This window comes from Burkholderia cepacia ATCC 25416 (assembly GCF_001411495.1).
In the GTDB taxonomy this organism is placed as follows: Bacteria; Pseudomonadota; Gammaproteobacteria; order Burkholderiales; family Burkholderiaceae; genus Burkholderia; species Burkholderia cepacia.
The window spans coordinates 564,584-581,073 of the sequence record NZ_CP012982.1 but is presented as its reverse complement, the minus strand read 5'-3'; the positions used below and the strand labels follow the sequence as shown (position 1 = coordinate 581,073).

At 66.9% G+C, this 16,490-nt stretch carries 18 protein-coding genes; 4 read left to right on the top strand and 14 right to left on the bottom strand.

The window, feature by feature from the left end; genetic code table 11:
* Positions 1–54 precede the first annotated feature (54 nt).
* Complete coding sequence (locus APZ15_RS19990) at positions 55–891, top strand: TOBE domain-containing protein (protein ID WP_027791059.1); 837 nt, start codon at positions 55–57, stop codon at positions 889–891.
* Between the two features lie 169 nt (positions 892–1,060).
* Here the strand turns inward: APZ15_RS19990 and APZ15_RS19985 are convergent, their stop codons facing one another.
* The 4 genes from APZ15_RS19985 to APZ15_RS19970 all read right to left on the bottom strand — a co-directional run bounded on the left by APZ15_RS19985 (position 1,061) and on the right by APZ15_RS19970 (position 4,132).
* Entirely contained in the window at positions 1,061–1,762 is a 702-nt protein-coding gene (locus APZ15_RS19985; protein ID WP_027791060.1) for a sulfate/molybdate ABC transporter ATP-binding protein, read from the bottom strand.
* 55 nt (positions 1,763–1,817) lie between these two features.
* Positions 1,818–2,495, bottom strand: a complete 678-nt coding sequence (gene modB / locus APZ15_RS19980; protein WP_027791061.1) for a molybdate ABC transporter permease subunit — start codon at positions 2,493–2,495, stop codon at positions 1,818–1,820.
* A gap of 10 nt (positions 2,496–2,505) precedes the next feature.
* Complete coding sequence (gene modA, locus APZ15_RS19975) at positions 2,506–3,303, bottom strand: molybdate ABC transporter substrate-binding protein (RefSeq protein WP_027791062.1); 798 nt, start codon at positions 3,301–3,303, stop codon at positions 2,506–2,508.
* Positions 3,304–3,433: 130 nt separating this feature from the next.
* A complete protein-coding gene (locus APZ15_RS19970; protein WP_027791063.1) occupies positions 3,434–4,132 on the bottom strand; it encodes a phosphatase PAP2 family protein in 699 nt (232 codons plus the stop codon).
* Positions 4,133–4,380: 248 nt separating this feature from the next.
* Between APZ15_RS19970 and APZ15_RS19965 the strand changes: the two genes are divergently transcribed.
* Positions 4,381–5,490, top strand: coding sequence for an extracellular catalytic domain type 1 short-chain-length polyhydroxyalkanoate depolymerase (locus tag APZ15_RS19965; protein WP_027791064.1), 1,110 nt, complete (start codon positions 4,381–4,383; stop codon positions 5,488–5,490).
* A gap of 81 nt (positions 5,491–5,571) precedes the next feature.
* Positions 5,572–5,748: a DUF3563 family protein gene (locus tag APZ15_RS39555; RefSeq protein WP_021156289.1), complete on the top strand. Its 177-nt coding sequence runs from the start codon at positions 5,572–5,574 to the stop codon at positions 5,746–5,748.
* A gap of 113 nt (positions 5,749–5,861) precedes the next feature.
* Here the strand turns inward: APZ15_RS39555 and APZ15_RS19960 are convergent, their stop codons facing one another.
* The 5 genes from APZ15_RS19960 to APZ15_RS19940 all read right to left on the bottom strand — a co-directional run bounded on the left by APZ15_RS19960 (position 5,862) and on the right by APZ15_RS19940 (position 9,373).
* Positions 5,862–6,281, bottom strand: coding sequence for an organic hydroperoxide resistance protein (locus APZ15_RS19960; RefSeq protein ID WP_027791065.1), 420 nt, complete (start codon positions 6,279–6,281; stop codon positions 5,862–5,864).
* A gap of 156 nt (positions 6,282–6,437) precedes the next feature.
* The gene (locus APZ15_RS19955) at positions 6,438–6,890 is read right to left on the bottom strand and encodes a MarR family winged helix-turn-helix transcriptional regulator (protein WP_027791066.1); all 453 of its coding nucleotides are present in this window, start codon (positions 6,888–6,890) and stop codon (positions 6,438–6,440) included.
* 187 nt (positions 6,891–7,077) lie between these two features.
* A complete protein-coding gene (locus APZ15_RS19950; protein WP_027791067.1) occupies positions 7,078–7,887 on the bottom strand; it encodes a BPSS1780 family membrane protein in 810 nt (269 codons plus the stop codon).
* Positions 7,878–8,876 (bottom strand): homoserine kinase, encoded by a 999-nt coding sequence (locus tag APZ15_RS19945; protein WP_027791068.1) that lies wholly within the window; start codon positions 8,874–8,876, stop codon positions 7,878–7,880. Before APZ15_RS19945 ends, APZ15_RS19950 begins: the two co-directional genes overlap by 10 nt.
* A gap of 101 nt (positions 8,877–8,977) precedes the next feature.
* Positions 8,978–9,373, bottom strand: coding sequence for a hypothetical protein (locus APZ15_RS19940; protein ID WP_021160838.1), 396 nt, complete (start codon positions 9,371–9,373; stop codon positions 8,978–8,980).
* Between the two features lie 129 nt (positions 9,374–9,502).
* Between APZ15_RS19940 and APZ15_RS19935 the strand changes: the two genes are divergently transcribed.
* Positions 9,503–11,029, top strand: coding sequence for an AMP nucleosidase (locus tag APZ15_RS19935; protein WP_027791069.1), 1,527 nt, complete (start codon positions 9,503–9,505; stop codon positions 11,027–11,029).
* Between the two features lie 610 nt (positions 11,030–11,639).
* Here the strand turns inward: APZ15_RS19935 and APZ15_RS19930 are convergent.
* The 5 genes from APZ15_RS19930 to APZ15_RS19910 all read right to left on the bottom strand — a co-directional run bounded on the left by APZ15_RS19930 (position 11,640) and on the right by APZ15_RS19910 (position 16,489).
* Positions 11,640–12,203, bottom strand: a complete 564-nt coding sequence (locus APZ15_RS19930; RefSeq protein WP_027791070.1) for a tautomerase family protein — start codon at positions 12,201–12,203, stop codon at positions 11,640–11,642.
* Positions 12,204–12,352: 149 nt separating this feature from the next.
* Positions 12,353–13,345, bottom strand: a complete 993-nt coding sequence (locus APZ15_RS19925; protein WP_027791071.1) for a GlxA family transcriptional regulator — start codon at positions 13,343–13,345, stop codon at positions 12,353–12,355.
* Positions 13,346–13,499: 154 nt separating this feature from the next.
* Positions 13,500–14,705 (bottom strand): IS110-like element ISBma3 family transposase, encoded by a 1,206-nt coding sequence (locus tag APZ15_RS19920; protein ID WP_027788961.1) that lies wholly within the window; start codon positions 14,703–14,705, stop codon positions 13,500–13,502.
* Positions 14,706–15,030: 325 nt separating this feature from the next.
* Positions 15,031–15,339, bottom strand: coding sequence for a hypothetical protein (locus APZ15_RS19915; protein ID WP_027791072.1), 309 nt, complete (start codon positions 15,337–15,339; stop codon positions 15,031–15,033).
* 391 nt (positions 15,340–15,730) lie between these two features.
* Entirely contained in the window at positions 15,731–16,489 is a 759-nt protein-coding gene (locus APZ15_RS19910; RefSeq protein WP_027791073.1) for an LOG family protein, read from the bottom strand.
* Between the last annotated feature and the right edge of the window lies 1 nt (position 16,490).

The following is a 16,490-nucleotide window of genomic DNA, read 5'->3' as shown; positions in this document are numbered from 1 at the left end:
GCCCGCTGATTCCGGCCCGATTCCGGCTCCGGTCCAATTCCCGCACGTATCCCGATGACCGACGCACCGCATTCTTCCCCGTCCGCCGAACCGCTCGAACTGGGCGGCGAGCTGTGGCTGCGCGCCGGCGAGCAGACGCTCGGCGGCGCCACGCGCATCGCGCTGCTCGTGGCGATCGGCGACACCGGGTCGATCACGCGCGCGGCGAAGGCCGTCGGCCTCAGCTACAAGGCCGCGTGGGATGCCGTCGACACGATGAACAATCTCGCGGGCGAACCGCTCGTCGCGCGTTCGACGGGCGGCAAGGGCGGCGGCGGCACGACGCTGACGCCGCGCGCGACATCGCTGATCGCCGCGTTCCGCACGATCGAGCGCGAGCATCGCCGGTTCATCGAGGCCGCGAGCGCGGCCGTGGCCGGGTTCGACGTCGACTGGGCGCTGATCGGCCGGATCGGGATGAAGACCAGCGCGCGCAACCAGTTGTTCGGCAAGGTCGCGGCGATCGTGCGCGGCACCGTCAACGACGAGGTCACGCTCACGCTGCCCGGCGGACAGCCGGTCGTTGCCGTGCTGACGCACGAGAGCGCCGATGCGCTCGGCCTGCAGGTTGGCGCGGATGCTTGCGCGCTCGTGAAGGCGTCCTGGGTCGTGCTCGCGGCCGACGATGGCGAGCATGCGTTGAAGGTGTCCGCGCGGAACCAACTGCGCGGCCACGTGGAAACGGTCGCAGCGGGCGCGGTGAACAGCGAGGTGACACTGGCGCTCGACGGCGGCGGGACGCTGACGGCCGTCGTGACCAACGACAGCGTCGATGCGCTGCAGCTCGGCGCCGGCCGGCGCGCGATCGCGCTGTTCAAGGCGTCGAGCGTGATTCTTGCGGTGACGGGCTGAGCGGCGGCGTACCGGCGCGCTTCGGCTGCCGTGTGACGGACGGAGCGAAGCCGGCGTCGCCGCTGTATCGGTACGGCGCCGGCTTCGTTTCCGCTTTCCGCTTGTGCCGCTGCTGGCGGCTTCTCTCAGGCTCCAACGTGCTTGCCACGACGACCACGGCGACGCGCGCTCAAGCGACGCGCGTCGGCCACTCGGCGTGCGGCGTCGCCGCCTGCACGCGTCCTTCGCTCAACTGCACGACCTGGTCGCCGAACGCGGCGACGTCGTCGGGATCGTGCGAGATCAGCACCATCGGGATGTCGAGCCGCGCCTGCAGCTCGGCGAGCTCGTGACGCATGCGCTGGCGCATTGCGCCGTCCAGTGCAGCGAACGGTTCGTCGAGCAGCAGGATTCGCGGCTGTGCGACCAGTGCGCGCGCGAGGGCGACGCGCTGTTTCTGCCCGCCGGACAGCTGAGACGGATACTGCCCCGCGAGCGCTTCGAGATCGAACGCTTGGAGCCAGTACGCGACTTCCGGCGGCACTGCTTTCGCGCGCGGGTTGCGCAGCCCCGGCGTGAGCCCGAACGCGATGTTCTGACGCACGTTCAGATGCGGAAACAGCGCGTAGTCCTGGAACAGGTATGCGACGCGGCGTTCGCGGGTCGGCACGTCGATGCGGCGCGCGGCGTCGAACAGCGGTTCGCCGTTCAGCACGATCGTGCCTTCGTCGGGCGACAACAGGCCGGCGATCGCCTGCAGCGTCATGCTCTTGCCCGCGCCGGACGGCCCGAACAGCACGACGCGCTGCATCGTCGCGGTGAACGACATGTCGAGCGTGAAGCGGCGCTCGGCATTCGCGTAGGTCTTGCGGATGTCGACGACGAGGCTCATGCGGGCCTCCGCGGAAGCTGGCCGGCCACGCGCGACGATGGGCGAGGCAGGCGCGTCATGTCAGCTGGCTCCGCCGGGCACGCGACGGCACGAGCCAGCCGGTCGCGAGCAGTACGAGCACGCAGGTGATCGACGTCACCAGCACGAGGAAGTTGGCCGTGTTGTCGTCGCCGGCCTGCACAGCCGCGTAGATCGCGACCGACAGCGTCTGCGTGCGGCCGGGCAGGTTGCCCGCGATCATCAGCGTCGCGCCGAACTCGCCGAGCGCGCGTGCGAACGCGAGCAGCGCGCCCGCGAGAATGCCGCGCGTGGCGAGCGGCAGCGTCACGCGGAAGAACACCGCCGCTTCGCCGAGCCCGAGCGTGCGCGCGGCGCGTTCGAGATGCGGATCGACGCCTTCGAACGCCGCCCGCGCCGATTTCAGGATCAACGGAAACGCGACGACCATCGACGCGATCACCGCGCCTTGCCACGTGAAGACGAGCTCGATGCCGAGCCTGTCGAGCCACGCGCCGAACACGCCGCGCCGGCCGAGCAGCACGAGCAGGTAATACCCGAGCACCGTCGGCGGCAGCACGAGCGGCAGCGTCAGCACGGAATCGACGACGTCGCGCAGCGGCGAGCGCCAGCGCGCGAGCATGAACGCGGCCGCGACGCCGAGCACGATGTCGAGCGCGGTCGCCCAGCCGGCAACCTTCAGTGACAGCAGCAGCGGGACCCAGGCGTCTTGCATCGCGTTACGCTCACTTGCCCGCGGGCTTGAAGCCGAACGTCGACAGCACGGCCTGGCCTTGCGGCGACGCGACGAAGTCGATGAACGACTGCGCCTGCGTGGCGTGGCGGCTGTCCTTGACCACGGCGATCGGGTAGGTGATGGCGGTTTTGGTCGGCACCGTCAGTGCGACCTTCACGCGGCCCGGCATGATTGCCGCGTCGGTGCCGAACACGAAGCCTGCGTCGACTTCGCCGCGTGCGACGTAATCGAGGCTCTGGCGCACGTTGGCTGCCAGTACGCCCTTCGCGCTGACGGCGTCCCACACACCGGCCGCGCGCAGCGCGCCTTCGGTGTAGCGGCCGACCGGCACCGACGCCGGGTCGCCGTACGCGATGCGCTTCACGCCGGGGGTGGTCAGGTCGTTCAGCGACGTCGGCGCGGCCGCGTGGCTGTCCGCCGGCACGATCAGCACGAGTGAGTTCGCCGCGAAATCGCGACGCGTGCCGGGCACGATCACCTTTTCGTCGGCCGCACGATCCATCGCCTTCTGGTCGGCCGACGCGAACACGTCGGCCGGCGCGCCCTTGGCGATCTGCTGCATCAGCACGTCCGACGCGCCGAAGTTGAACAGCACCTTGGTATCCGGATGCTGCTTCTCGTACGCATCGCCGACGGCCTTGAACGCGTTCGTCAGGCTGGCGGCGGCCGACACGACGAGTTCATCGGCGGCGGAAGCGGGCGCGCTGAACGCGACTCCGGCGGCCAGCGTGGCGATCGGCAGCAGGCGAAGTAGGGTGCGGCGAAGCGGACGGACGGTTGAGCGCATGGCGAGTTCGTTCGAATGGGTGGAAACCGTAATCGTAATATAGGGCGGGTTATAACGCTCGACATACCGCACATGCGACGGCGCGCATGGAATGGTCAGACCTGAAAAGGAGGGCCGGCCGGGTGGCCCGTCACGTACGGAGCGTCTGCGACGACGACTGGGTGCGCTGCAGCGACGACGGCTGCGATGCGGGGCGGTAGTTCGGGTTGGCCTTCCAGCGCGCGCGGACGAACGGGCGCTCGTGGCCCGACAGCTGCAGCGCCACCTTGGTGACCCAGCGATGCGACGGCACCGTGATGTCGTGCAGCGCCACGGTGACGAGCGCGAGGCTCGCGACGACCGCGGGCACCGACCAGCGGTGCGGCACCGCGCGCCACGAACCCGCGATGAACGCGAGTGCGGCGATCGCGCCGACGATACAGCCGGTGATCGATTCGGACGGCGAATGCGCGTCGAGCGCGACGCGCGACACGCCGACCGCGACGCCGGCGGCGAGCCCGAGCGCGATGCCGGCGAGCCGCACCGGCGTGCGTGTGCGGATCAGCGCCAGGAAAATCGCGACCGGATAAACCGACGTCGACAGCATCGCATGGCCGCTGAACCCGGTGAAATCCCACTTGCGGATGCCGATGCCCCAGCCGAGGAACGCGATCTTCGTCAGCGCGACCACGCCGATCGCGGCCGCGAGCACGCCGAGCCATGCGGCCGCGCGCTGCCACGAGTAGCCGAGCGCGAGCCAGACGGCGATCGTGATCGCGAGCGGCAAGGTCAGGCCGGCGCCGCCGAACGCGGTGATCATGATCCACAGGTGAGACGACAGGTCGAACATCGGGAAGGGGACAAACGAAGGCGGGGAAGATGCTTAAATCAACGCGCGAGCCGGAAAGAACGACTACAACGGATACAAGCGGCGAAGCCCCAGTATAGCGCCGCGTGCGCCCGAGCCCCGTTTTTTGCGCGGCCGGGAAATATCCGCGTGCAGGAAAAATCCCGGAAACAATGTTATGGTGCATTGCACAAAGTCGAACGCTGCATCCGCTGTGGTGCCCCTATTTTTCCTGACTGCGAGCCCGATCGATGACCAAAAGTCTGACCAAGGTGTGGCTGGGCGGCATGAAACGCATGCTGTCTCCGGCCGCCAAACGCGCGGCGCGCGATGCGCAGCGCATCACACGCGACGCACTCGAGGCAGCGGCGTCTCCCGCCGTATCGGATCTGTCCCCGCCGCGCGAATCGCGCGTGCGCCCGCGCGCGGCCGCATGGGCGGCAGGCGAATGGACGCGTGGCGAACATCCGATGGCACCCGCGCTCGGGCGCCTCGTCCAGCATCTCGCTTACGGGCTCTACGTGCCGCCCGGCCGCCGGCGCGGTGCGATGCCGCTCGTCGTGATGCTGCACGGCTGCCAGCAGTCCGTCGACGAATTCGCGCAAGGCACGCGGATGAACCTGCTGGCCGACAAGCATGGTTTCGCGGTGCTGTATCCGGAGCAGTCGCTGCGCGCCCATGCACATGGCTGCTGGCACTGGTATGAAGATACCGACCGCGCGGGCCGCGGCGAGGCGAACGCGGTGGCGTCGCTCGTCGACGCGCTCGTCGACGAACACGGTTTCGACGCATCGCGTGTTTATGTCGCGGGACTGTCGGCCGGCGCGGGCCTTGCGTCGCTTCTTGCACTGCATCATCCCGACCGCTTCGCGGCGGTGGCGCTGCACTCGGGCCCCGCGCTCGGCGAGGCGAATTCCGGCATTACCGCGATGGATGTGATGCGGCGCGGCGTGCGGCAAAACCCGGCTGCAGCCGTCGATGCGCTGGTCGATGCCGCCGCGTATCCGGGCATGCCCGCGCTGATCGTCCAGGGCGACGGCGACCACGTGGTCGCCCCGAAGAATGCCGACCAGCTGACGGTTCAGTTCATGCGCTTGAACGGGCTTGCCGACAGCCGCGGCGCACTGCGCGGCGGCGAGCGGGTCGAGACGCGCGACGCGGGCGCGCAGATCACCGATGTCTGCCGCGACGGCCAGCCTGTCGTGCGGCTCTGTCATGTGAAAGGGCTCGATCATGCATGGGCCGGCGGCGATGAAGCCGTGCCGTTTCATGCGGCGGTCGGCCCCGATGCGAGCGCGATGATCTGGGCCTTTTTCGAGGCACAGCGGCGCACTGTGGCGACCGAACGACGCATCGTCTGATCGACGCTGGCCAAGAACTAGGGTTTTCCCTATAATCCGGGAAAACCCTAGTCAAAGAACCCTTGGATTGCGAGATCGACCATGTACCTGCTGAGCCACCTCTTCCTGATGCTGACCAAGAACGCTGAAACGGCCCGTAAAGAGCGCGCCGAGGCGTACCTGTCCGAAGCCACCGATATCTACGATCTCGAATTCCGCATGCGCAAGATCGATCGCGAATCGGCGATGAACCGCCCGTATTCGTTCGGCGCGCGCTAAGCAGCGCAGGGCGGGCCGGCCGGTCCGCCATTCCGGCGAGTCACGCAGCAGAAAAGGGCGCGTGCGGCTACATGCCGCACGCGCCCTTTTTGCATGCGTGGCGTTGCGTCGCGTCAGATGACCGTCAGGCGCACCGGTACGTTGTTGCGCGTCGCGTTCGAATACGGGCACACATGGTGCGCCTTTTCGACCAGCGCTTGCGCGTCGGCCTTGTCGAGCCCCGGCAGCGACACGCGCAGCTCGATGTCGAGCCCGAAGCCGCCTGCGTCGTTCGGCCCGATGCCCACTTCCGCCGTGACCTGCGTGTCCGCCGGCAGCGCCTTCTTGTCCTGGCCGGCGACGAATTTCATCGCGCTCAGGAAACAGGCCGAGTAACCTGCGGCAAACAGTTGCTCCGGATTCGTGCCTTCCGCGCCCGTGCCGCCGAGTTCGCGCGGCGCGGCCAGCTTCACTTCCAGCTTGTTGTCGGCGGATACCGCGCGGCCGTCGCGGCCGCCCGTGCTCGTGGCGCTGGTCTTGTACAGAATGTTCATCGTGCAGCTCCTGTCGGGAAAAGGGAGGAAAAGCGGCCCGGTCGAACGGGGTGTCGCCGGCCACGACGAAAATATAGAACACAAATGATTAGTGTGCAAATGAAATTTTGAAGAAAAGGCCCGACAGTGCCGGGCCGGTTCGTCGATGCTTTCCCGTCAGCGTTCGTTGGCGGCCGACAGCGCGTCGCGCAACTGGTGGAGATCGGCGCGCAGCCTGACCAGGAACTCGGGGGACTGCTGCATCGCGCAGAACAGATCGGCGGGTACCGAGCGCGCGCGCTCCTTCAGTGCACGGCCTTCCTGTGTCACGCGCACGTTCACGACGCGTTCATCGGCTGCGCTGCGCACGCGCTCGACGTAACCGAGCGCCTCCAGCCGCTTCAGCAGTGGCGTGACCGTGGCCGGGTCGAGGTCTAGCCGCGCGGCGATGTCCTTCACGGCGATGTCGTCGCGCTCCCACAGCACGAGCATCGCGAGATATTGGGGATAGGTCAGCGACAGCTTGTCGAGCAGCGGCTTGTACGCCTTCGTCATCGCGTGCGAAGTCGAGTAGAGGGCGAAGCAGAGTTGCTCGTCGAGCGTCTGGGGCAACGGGGGCGGGCGGTCCATCATTCGGGCGGCGCGTCGAACGCGCGAACAATTTGTACGCAAATCATTTTGCGCGCAAAAGATCGGGATGAACAGGGGGCGGCCGGCGCGGGGCGGTGGCCGACGGAGGCGGGGGGACGGAGGAGGCGCCGGGCGGTAACCCGGCGCGAGCGCGGCGGGCCGGCGACACGCGCCGGCCGGGGAGACTTCAGCGACCCGACGTGGTGGTCGTCGCGCCCGGCTCCTGGATGCCGAAGCAGCCGCGATAGGTCGCGTAGAACGAGCAGTACAGCATCGTGACGATGACGATTGTCACCGGCATCATGATCGTCAGCGCATAGGCGCCGGCGCCGAGCGCCTGCAGCAGCAGCGACAGGGCGAGCGACGTGCCGAGCGCGACGCCGAACCACAGCGCGCCGTACACGACGAACGCGCCGCGATTGCGCCAGCAGCTGACGACGCTGAAGAACAGCGCCTTGGCGGGCGGCACGTCATGCCACGCGACCAGCACCGGCGCGAACCAGAACAGCATCGCGACCGGCAGGTAGAGCAGCGTCGCGAACATCAGCGCGCCGAACGTGCCTTGCGCGGCGAGCGTTTCCGGCGTCGCGCTCGCTTCGTCGGCCGCGCCCATCATCACGTGGAACAGCGCGCCGCCGTCCACGAACGACGAGGCAGCGAACACGAGCACCATCGACGCGACGTAGATCACGCCGAGCACGAGCAGCCGCTGGGTCGCGACGGTGCCGTACGAGCGGAAGCCGTCGATGAGGATCGTCGGCATCACGGGCTTCCCGGCCACCGTGTCGCGGCATGCGGCCATGAAGCCGACCGCGATGCCGGGAATGAACACCAGCGGTAGCGCGGAGCCGATCACGGGCACCTGCGACACCAGCGTGATCGCCAGCAGGTACGTGAAGAACAGCGTGATGAACGCGAGCGGGTTCCGGCGGAACAGCCAGATGCCTTGGCGGAACCAGACATAGCCCGTTTTCGCGGGCACTTCGATCAGTTGCATGCGGTTTGGATCTCGGGAAGCGCGGGCGTATGCGCGATACGCTCGCGCAGGATGCGTTCGAAATGGCCGGGGTCGTGCGGCTTGAGCATCTCGGCCGCGCGCGGCAGGTAAAAGTCGTACAGGCGCGACACCCAGAAGCGGTACGCACCCGCGCGCAGCATGTCGCTCCAGTGGCGGCGCTCCTCGGCCGTGAACGGCCGCACGGTCTGGTACGCGCGCAGCAGCGCATCGGCGCGCGCGACGTCGAGCACGCCGGTCGCGAGGTCGACGCACCAGTCGTTGACCGTGACCGCGACGTCGAACAGCCACTTGTCGCAGCCCGCGAAATAGAAGTCGAAGAAGCCGCCGAGCCGCACGTCATGGCCGCTGCCGGGCGCCGCGTGCGCGAACAGCACGTTGTCGCGGAACAGGTCGCAATGGCACGGTCCGGCCGGCAGCGCCGCGTAATCGTCCGACGCGAAGAAGCTGGCCTGATGCGCGAGTTCGCTTTCCAGCAGCGCGCGCTGCGCGTCGGTGATGAACGGCGAGATCGCCGGTGCGTTCTCCTGCCACCACGGCAGGCTGCGCAGGTTCGGCTGGTTGCGCGGATAGTCGCGGCCGGCGAGGTGCATGCGCGCGAGCATCTGCCCGACCTCGATACAGTGTTCGACCCCCGGCGCGAGTTCGGCGGAGCCGTCGAGCTTCGTGACGATCGCGGCCGGCTTGCCGTGCAGCTCGCCGAACAGCGCGCCGTCGTCACGCGGGATCGGATCCGGCACCGGTACGCCGTGGCCGGCCAGATGGCGCATCAGGTCGAGGTAGAACGGCAGTTGCTGCGCCGTCAGGTTTTCGAAGATCGTGAGGACGTATTCGCCGCGCGTCGTCGTCAGGAAGAAATTGCTGTTTTCGATACCGGACGGAATGCCGCGGAACGCAAGCACGTCGCCCAGTTCGTAGTGGCGCATCCATTGCGCGAGATCGGAGTCGGAAACAGCTGTGAAAACGGCCATGCGGGATGCGTCAGGTCAGGGTGTCGGCACGCGGGCGGCGTGCGTCGCGACAGCAGGTGAAGGGAAGCGGCGCGCGGCGTTCGGTGCGGCGCGCCACGGAATCAGTAGCGCAGGTTCAGCGACGGCAGGCGCGTGATCGGGATGCCCGCGTCGTGCGGCTTCGGCGACGTGTCGGGCGTCGAGCTCATCTGGTAGCGCGTGCCGAAGTTCGACTTCACGTCGATCTCGACCGGCTTGCCGCGATCGCGGTACTCGGTGACTTCGGTGCCGTTCTTGCTCTTTTCGTGGAAGCTCGGCGTGCGGCGGATGTCGGCGAAGTCGACTTTCGACGTGACTTCGGCGCCCGGCCGGTTGATCTTGCGGAGATCGGGCAGGCCGGCGGCCTCGTTGGCCTCGGCCCGTGCCTGCGCGTCGGCGTCAGGCGTGCCGCCGGCGGCGTAAGCGGCGCTGGCGGCGGCAAACGCGGCGGCAGCGACGACGAGAATGAGCGGCTTCATGATGAGTCTCCAGTGAACCCACCGATTTTAGCAAATACTGCGCACCATCCGGCCCTCGCGTGCGTGGGGGCAGCCACAAGGGCGACCGGGTTCCGTGGTAATGTCGTCGGATCAGACGAGGTGATGAAAATGAAGAACGATTTGAGCCGCCGGCACCGTGTGCTGACGCCCGAGAGCCCGTCGGTCGAGGCTTTCGACGATCCGGTCGCCGCCGTCGCGCGGCTGTCCGCCATTTACGACACGAACACGGGTTTCCTGCGTGACGCATTCGCGCGCTATCGCCGCCACGAACCGATCACCGAGCACGTGCGAGCGTGCTACCCGTTCGTGCGGATCCGCACCGATGTCAACACGCACGTCGATTCGCGCCGCTCGTACGGTTTCGTCGCGGGCCCCGGCGTGTTCGAGACGACGGTCACGCGCCCCGACCTCTTCGCGAACTACTATCGCGAGCAACTGCGCCTGCTGGCGAAGAACCACCATGTAAAGATCGAGATCGGCGTGTCGTCGCAGCCGATTCCGATCCATTTCGCGTTTCCCGAAGGCATCCATCTCGAGGGCGAGCTCGACCGCGACCGCCTGCTCGCGATGCGCGACATCTTCGATACGCCCGACCTGTCGTATCTCGACGATCGCATCGTCAACGGCACGTTCGAGCCGGCGCCGGGCGAGCCGCATCCGCTCGCGCTGTTCACGGCCGCGCGCGTCGACTTCTCGCTGCACCGGTTGCGCCACTACACGGCGACGTCGCCCACGCATTTCCAGAACTACGTGCTCTACACGAACTACCAGTTCTACATCGACGAGTTCGTGAAGCTGGGCCGCACGGTGATGACGGAGAGCGACGATCCCGAGGTGCGCGCGTATCGCAGCCAGTACAGCTCGTTCGTCGAGCCGGGCGATGTCGTGACCTACAACGCGAACCTCGGCAGCGAGCCGGCCGAGGGCGCCGCGCCGCCGCGCCTGCCGCAGATGCCCGCGTATCACCTGAAGCGCGCGGACGGCAGCGGGATCACGATGGTCAACATCGGCGTCGGTCCGTCGAACGCGAAGACGATCACCGATCACATCGCGGTGCTGCGTCCGCACGCGTGGGTGATGCTCGGTCACTGCGCGGGGCTGCGCAATACGCAGCGTCTCGGCGACTACGTGCTCGCACACGGCTACGTGCGCGAGGATCACGTGCTGGATGCCGACCTGCCGCTGTGGGTGCCGATTCCGGCGCTCGCCGAAGTGCAGCTCGCGCTCGAGCGCGGGGTGGCCGACGTCACGCGGCTCGATGGCGTCGAACTGAAGCGCGTGATGCGTACGGGCACCGTCGCGAGCGTCGACAACCGCAACTGGGAGCTGCGCGATCATCGCGAACCCGTGCAGCGCCTGTCGCAGAGCCGCGCGATCGCGCTCGACATGGAAAGCGCGACGATCGCCGCGAACGGCTTCCGCTTCCGCGTGCCGTACGGCACGCTGCTCTGCGTGTCGGACAAGCCGCTGCACGGCGAGCTCAAGTTGCCGGGCATGGCCGATACGTTCTATCGCGGGCAGGTCGACCAGCATCTGCAGATCGGCGTGAAGGCGATGGAGATCCTGCGCACGAACGGGCTCGACAAGCTGCATAGCCGGAAGCTGCGGAGCTTTGCGGAAGTGGCGTTCCAGTGATGTGAACGGCGGCCCCGGGTGCGGTGTGCGTCACGATGTCAGGCGCAATCGCGAACCGGGGCATGACGGGCTTCAAGGCGGCAGGCGTGCACTTGTACCGCTCCATCTGGCCGTGCGTAGCCACTCGCGGTGGCCGCGTCGCGGCCTTAGTACTGGAACTCGATCATTTTCTGCAATTTGGAAGTTGTCCTATTGGTTGCCTCTGTCATCGAGAATATGCTCTCCTGCGCGGCGTTATTCGACGCCCGTACGAAGGGACGGCGAACAGTCGATCCGATCGATTCCTATCAAAATGAAAGAGGGCATACCTGATGAAAATCAATCTCTTGCTGGCTTCCCTGATGTTCACCACATCTCTGTCGGCAATGGCCGCAACCGCGGTGATCGGCCCGTCCAATCCTTGTGCACCCGTCGCAGTAATCGGTCCGTCCAACCCCTGCAAACCCGTCGCGGTGATTGGTCCCGGCCCTGTCAAAAAGTGTCCGTGCTATTGACCGAATAAGTGATTGAACAGGTGCGCTCGCCCTTGGGCGCATCTCGTCCGTGTATTGCTTTTTCGTGCCGTCCGGCACGCTGCTATGCGTGTCGGACAAGCAGCTGCGCGCCGGGGTCAGCGCGCGGCTTTGGCGGCCGGTTCGTGCGATCCACTCCGAGCCGTTTCCAACATCGAATCTCGCACCGCATCGACGACCCGACCCGCATCCGCCTGTCGCTTGATCGCCAGCCGCCATTCCCCGAGCGCCCGCAGTTCGGCGCCACCGAAATATTCCATGATGTCCGGCAGGCGGCGCACGACGCCGCGGCTGCCCCAGCAGCCGTCGTCGATTTCCGTTGGAAAGACCCACACGCGCGTCGCGACGGCATCGACCGGCAGGCCCTCCGCGCGCGCGACGGCAGCGGTCACGTCCGCGATCAGCCCGGCACGCGCGGCATCCGTGTACTGACCTTCCGGCACGGTCGGCACGATCCGGTAGATCGGCGCAGGCGCGACAGCCCCTGCGCGATACACGGCTGCCGGCCGATGGACGAAGATCCAGGTCACGTCCCGCGTGCGCGGATTGTCGGGATCGAGTCCCTCGTGACGGATCAGCGTTCCGGTCAGTTCTTCCATCAGTTGGGCTTCGGCCTGCGGTGCGAGCGCACCTTCGGGAATGTAGACGTCGATCATCGGCATGATGGTGTCCTGGTTCGGTGAGGATGGCGTCGCTCCGATGCCGGGCGACGAGAATCCAGTGTACGAACCGCATGCCGCCACGCGGAGTGGCGAAACTGCCATTCGACGATGCCATTTCCGACACTGCACCCGACGACGGTTGCGCGCGTTTATCGCGTGAAGCGACGGCGATACTCGCCGGGGGAAATGCCGGTCTCGCGCTTGAACAGTTGCCGGAAGCCGCTGATGTCCGCATAGCCGACGCGTTCGCAGACGGTGTCGATCGCGAGCGTCGTTTCCGCGAGCAGCCGCTTCGCGACTTCGATCCTGAGCGTCTGCAGATACCTGAGCGGCGGCGCGCCCACGGCGTCCCTGAAGCGGCGATGGAGCGTACGCTCGCTCATCGCGACGTGATCGCTCAGCCGGGCGAGGCTGAACGGCTCGCGCAGGTGCTTTTCCATCCAGCGTTGGGCGCGTGCGATGGCCGCATCGTCGTGCCCGTCATGCCCCATCCGGCCGAGATCGATGAATGAATCCTGCGACACGCGGTTCACGTCGATCAGCATGACCTTGGCGACGGCCGCGGCAAGGCGCGCGTTCGCCAGTTTGTCGACGACCCGCAACGCGAGATTCTGATACGACGTGACGGCGCCGCCGCACAATATGCCGTCCTGTTCGGTCAGGACGTCCGACGCGCGCAATGCCACGTCCGGATAGCGTACGCGGAAGCTCGATGCTTTCGACCAGTGCGTCGTGGCGACGCGGCCGTCGAGCAGCCCGGCTTCCGCGAGCAGGAACGCGCCCGTGCAGTACGTCGCGATCAGTGTGCCGCGCGCATGTTGCCGGCGCAGCGCGTCGAACAGCGGCGCGAGTGACGCCGGCCGGGCGAGCAGCCGCTCGAGATCGGCGACGAACGGAGCGGTGAGCCAGATCGCATCGGCGGTGCCGTGACCGTCGATCGTGCCGTCGACCGCGGCGGCCTGGCCGGAAGCCGTGCGTACCGGCTTGCCGTCGATCGATTCGATGCGCCAGCGAAACGGGGCTTGCGGCCGGCCGATACGCAATGACGGGGCGAGATGATTGGCTGCCGTGAAGATGTCGGTCGGCGCGGCGATGCCAGACGCAAGGGCATGGTCGACAGCCCAGATCCGGATGAGTGGCATGGGTGGCGGGAATGGCCATGGACAGGGCCGATCCTACCATTGGTTCCCACGGTCGTGCGGGCGGTTGCAGGCACGCGCTGCACCGGCCCGCGGCGTGCGCGGCAGTCGGGCTTGCCGCTCGCATCGCCGGTGGGGGGTGCCCCTATGTTGTTCGTCAAGCGTTAGGGGCTGACTTGGGTTGGTAAATGGTTCCGTCACGCAGCATGGCGAACAGGACGTCGCAGCGTCGCCGCGCCAGCGCGATGAGCGCTTGGTTGTGGCGCTTGCCCTGCTGGATCTTGCGGGAGTAATAGGCCCGTGAGACTGGGTCTCGTAAGGCCGCGAAGGCGGATAGGAACAAGGCGCGCTTGAGCACCTTGTTGCCCCGTCTAGATGGGTGCTCGCCACGGATCGACGATCCTGAGCGCCGGGTGACCGGCGCGAGGCCTGCGTAGGCCGCCAGATGCGCGGCGGAGGCGAAGGCTTTATGGGCGACTTCGGTCAGGAGTCTGGCAGCGGTCCTGACGCCGACTCCCGGCATGCTGGTCAGGACCGGCCAAAGAGGGTGAGCAAGCACCAGCTGTTCCACTTCGGCAGCGACCTCGTCGCGCTGCTTACGCAAGGCCGCAAGCTGCTGGGCCAAACGAGGCATGACGATGGTGGCAGCTTGCGTGCCGGGCACGGTCACGGCTTGTTCGCTCAGAGCCTGAACGATCTCGGCCGCCAAGCTCTTGCCCATGCGCGGCGCGAGCTTAGTCAGGCGGTTGGCGAGCGTCTTCTCGCTGGTTGAGGCAAGCGCGGCGGGCGACGGGTAGCGCTCAAGCAGATCGAGCACCGCCGGATGGTCGAGGCGCGGTCCGAGAACGCGCTCGAGCGCTGGATGGATCTGGGTAAGCAGGCCGCGAATGCGGTTGCTGGTTTGAGTGACCTGAGCGGCGAGATCATCGTCGAAGCCGCACAGCATGGTGAGCTCGGCGAGTTGCTCGTCAGCCAATCGAAGCGAGCGCAGCGTATGCGGCATCGAGCGGGCGGCTTCGGCAATGATCGCGGCATCGCGGGCATCGGTCTTGGCTTCACCTGCGTGCAGATCGGCGATGCGGCGCATGGCCAGTCCCGGCAGATAGGCGACGAGCACGCCTTCAGCGCGAGCGACGGCCACTGGCAGCGCTCCGATGGTGGAAGGCTGATCGACGACGAACAGGAGTCGACCATGAGTCTTGAGTTCGGCGATGAGGGCGCGCAGCTTGGCCTCATCGTTGGGCAGCGCTTTGTTGTACAGACGCTTGCCATTTCGATCGAGTGCAACAGCGTGATGCTGGCCCTTACCGACGTCAACGCCGACGAAAACATCGACGGCGTCATGCTGTTGAGTGTCTTGCATCGCAGTTTGTGCAAAGTGAACGGATTGGCCTGCAACAACGGTGGCAAGTCTCGGCATCCACGTTACGGACGGCGTCGGAATATTCCGGCCAAACCCCTATCAGCGATCACCAGCCACCCACCAGACCCGGCGACAACACCCCCCGGATCATGACTGCGACTGGGGGCGGGAATCATACCGGGCCTGGCTGGCCAAAGCCCCATTATTGGGACGGGAAGATAGTAACGGGGGCAGGGATGGCGCGGAGCGCGCCGCTGAAAGCGACAAGGCCGCCCGGCGCTGAAGCGCACGGGCGGCCTTGCCGGTCAGGCGATTGCGCTGTCGCTCAGCACTCGCCCTTCTTCGCGTGCCCCGGCGGGCAGTGATAGCCGCGGCGATCCGGGCCATGTTCGCGGCCGCGATAACGCTGGTGATCTTCCCATTCGCGGCGTTCCCAGTAGCGGTGGCCGTCCCAGTAGCGGTCGCCGTGCCAGCCGACGATGACCGCGGGCGCCGGGGCGACCACGACGGGCGCGGGCGCGACGACGACCGGTGCGGGCGTGCCGATGTTGACGTCGACGTTGACGGCGTGGGCGAGGCCGGACAGCGAAAGGCCGAGGCCGGCGAAGGCAAGGGCGATCAGCGAGCGTTGCATGTTCTTTTCCGTGATGTCGTTGTAAAAGGCCGGCGCGACGCGATGGAAGCGAGGGGGGATCGTTCCACCGGGGGAAACGCCACACCGACACATGCAGTGTGCTGGTGCGCGACGGAAAACGCGAGGCGGGTTTGTTACGGCGGATTGGCGGCCGGCAGGCGCAGGGTACGGGCGTCGGGTCGCGTCATTTGACAATGGCGGCCCGCGTTTGCGGATGATTGCGCGCGTCGCACGGCACCGGCCTTGCGAATTTGACATTCGACGGCGAATGGCACGCCAGGCGCGATTAATGGCGCGTTACAAAGTGACACACGGCAGGTGGCGGGATCGCCACGCCTGCCGCGCGGAAAGCGGGAAGCCGGCCCTCGGGCCGGCGGTCTTCATCGACCGGTTACAGGTAGAACATCCGGTCTTCTTCGGGGCGCGGCGGATGGCCATCGTCGTCCGAACCTTCTTCCTCGCCGCTGTCCTCGTAGAACGCGAGCACGGCGTCGAGCACCTGGTCGGGATCGTCGATCACCTGCATCAGGTTCATGTCTTCCGGATTGATGAGGCCCATCGGGATCAACTGGTCGCGGAACCATTGCAGCAGCCCCTTCCAGAACTCGCTGCCGACGAGGATGATCGGCACGAGGCGCGACTTCTTCGTCTGGATCAGCGTGAGCACTTCCGACAGCTCGTCGAGCGTGCCGAAGCCGCCCGGCATCACGATCACCGCATCCGAATTCTTCACGAACGTGACCTTGCGCGTGAAGAAGTGGCGGAAGCGCAGCGAGATGTCCTGGTAGTGGTTGCCGGCCTGTTCGTGCGGCAGCTCGATGTTCAGGCCGACCGACGGCGCCTTGCCGGCGTGCGCGCCCTTGTTCGCGGCTTCCATGATGCCGGGGCCGCCGCCGGAGATCACGGCGAAGCCGGCGTCGGACAGCTTGCGTGCGATCTGCACGGCGAGCTTGTAGTGCGGCGTGTCGGGCTTGAGGCGGGCAGAACCGTAGATGCTGACGGCCGGGCGGATCTCCGACAGGTACTCGGTCGCCTCGATAAACTCTGCCATAATCGTGAACATCTGCCACGATGCGCGCGCCTTCTTGGCCGTCGCGCGTTCTTGATCTGCGAGCGAACGCAGACTCGGAATCACTTTTCTCTTGTTCATA

What these genes read in the sequence shown, in the direction of transcription:
- APZ15_RS19990 (WP_027791059.1), top strand. Translation starts at nt 55, where the DNA reads ATGACCGACGCACCGCATTCTTCCCCGTCCGCCGAACCGCTCGAACTG.
- APZ15_RS19985 (WP_027791060.1), bottom strand. Translation starts at nt 1,762, where the DNA reads ATGAGCCTCGTCGTCGACATCCGCAAGACCTACGCGAATGCCGAGCGC.
- modB (WP_027791061.1), bottom strand. Translation starts at nt 2,495, where the DNA reads ATGCAAGACGCCTGGGTCCCGCTGCTGCTGTCACTGAAGGTTGCCGGC.
- modA (WP_027791062.1), bottom strand. Translation starts at nt 3,303, where the DNA reads ATGCGCTCAACCGTCCGTCCGCTTCGCCGCACCCTACTTCGCCTGCTG.
- APZ15_RS19970 (WP_027791063.1), bottom strand. Translation starts at nt 4,132, where the DNA reads ATGTTCGACCTGTCGTCTCACCTGTGGATCATGATCACCGCGTTCGGC.
- APZ15_RS19965 (WP_027791064.1), top strand. Translation starts at nt 4,381, where the DNA reads ATGACCAAAAGTCTGACCAAGGTGTGGCTGGGCGGCATGAAACGCATG.
- APZ15_RS39555 (WP_021156289.1), top strand. Translation starts at nt 5,572, where the DNA reads ATGTACCTGCTGAGCCACCTCTTCCTGATGCTGACCAAGAACGCTGAA.
- APZ15_RS19960 (WP_027791065.1), bottom strand. Translation starts at nt 6,281, where the DNA reads ATGAACATTCTGTACAAGACCAGCGCCACGAGCACGGGCGGCCGCGAC.
- APZ15_RS19955 (WP_027791066.1), bottom strand. Translation starts at nt 6,890, where the DNA reads ATGGACCGCCCGCCCCCGTTGCCCCAGACGCTCGACGAGCAACTCTGC.
- APZ15_RS19950 (WP_027791067.1), bottom strand. Translation starts at nt 7,887, where the DNA reads ATGCAACTGATCGAAGTGCCCGCGAAAACGGGCTATGTCTGGTTCCGC.
- APZ15_RS19945 (WP_027791068.1), bottom strand. Translation starts at nt 8,876, where the DNA reads ATGGCCGTTTTCACAGCTGTTTCCGACTCCGATCTCGCGCAATGGATG.
- APZ15_RS19940 (WP_021160838.1), bottom strand. Translation starts at nt 9,373, where the DNA reads ATGAAGCCGCTCATTCTCGTCGTCGCTGCCGCCGCGTTTGCCGCCGCC.
- APZ15_RS19935 (WP_027791069.1), top strand. Translation starts at nt 9,503, where the DNA reads ATGAAGAACGATTTGAGCCGCCGGCACCGTGTGCTGACGCCCGAGAGC.
- APZ15_RS19930 (WP_027791070.1), bottom strand. Translation starts at nt 12,203, where the DNA reads ATGCCGATGATCGACGTCTACATTCCCGAAGGTGCGCTCGCACCGCAG.
- APZ15_RS19925 (WP_027791071.1), bottom strand. Translation starts at nt 13,345, where the DNA reads ATGCCACTCATCCGGATCTGGGCTGTCGACCATGCCCTTGCGTCTGGC.
- APZ15_RS19920 (WP_027788961.1), bottom strand. Translation starts at nt 14,705, where the DNA reads ATGCAAGACACTCAACAGCATGACGCCGTCGATGTTTTCGTCGGCGTT.
- APZ15_RS19915 (WP_027791072.1), bottom strand. Translation starts at nt 15,339, where the DNA reads ATGCAACGCTCGCTGATCGCCCTTGCCTTCGCCGGCCTCGGCCTTTCG.
- APZ15_RS19910 (WP_027791073.1), bottom strand. Translation starts at nt 16,489, where the DNA reads ATGAACAAGAGAAAAGTGATTCCGAGTCTGCGTTCGCTCGCAGATCAA.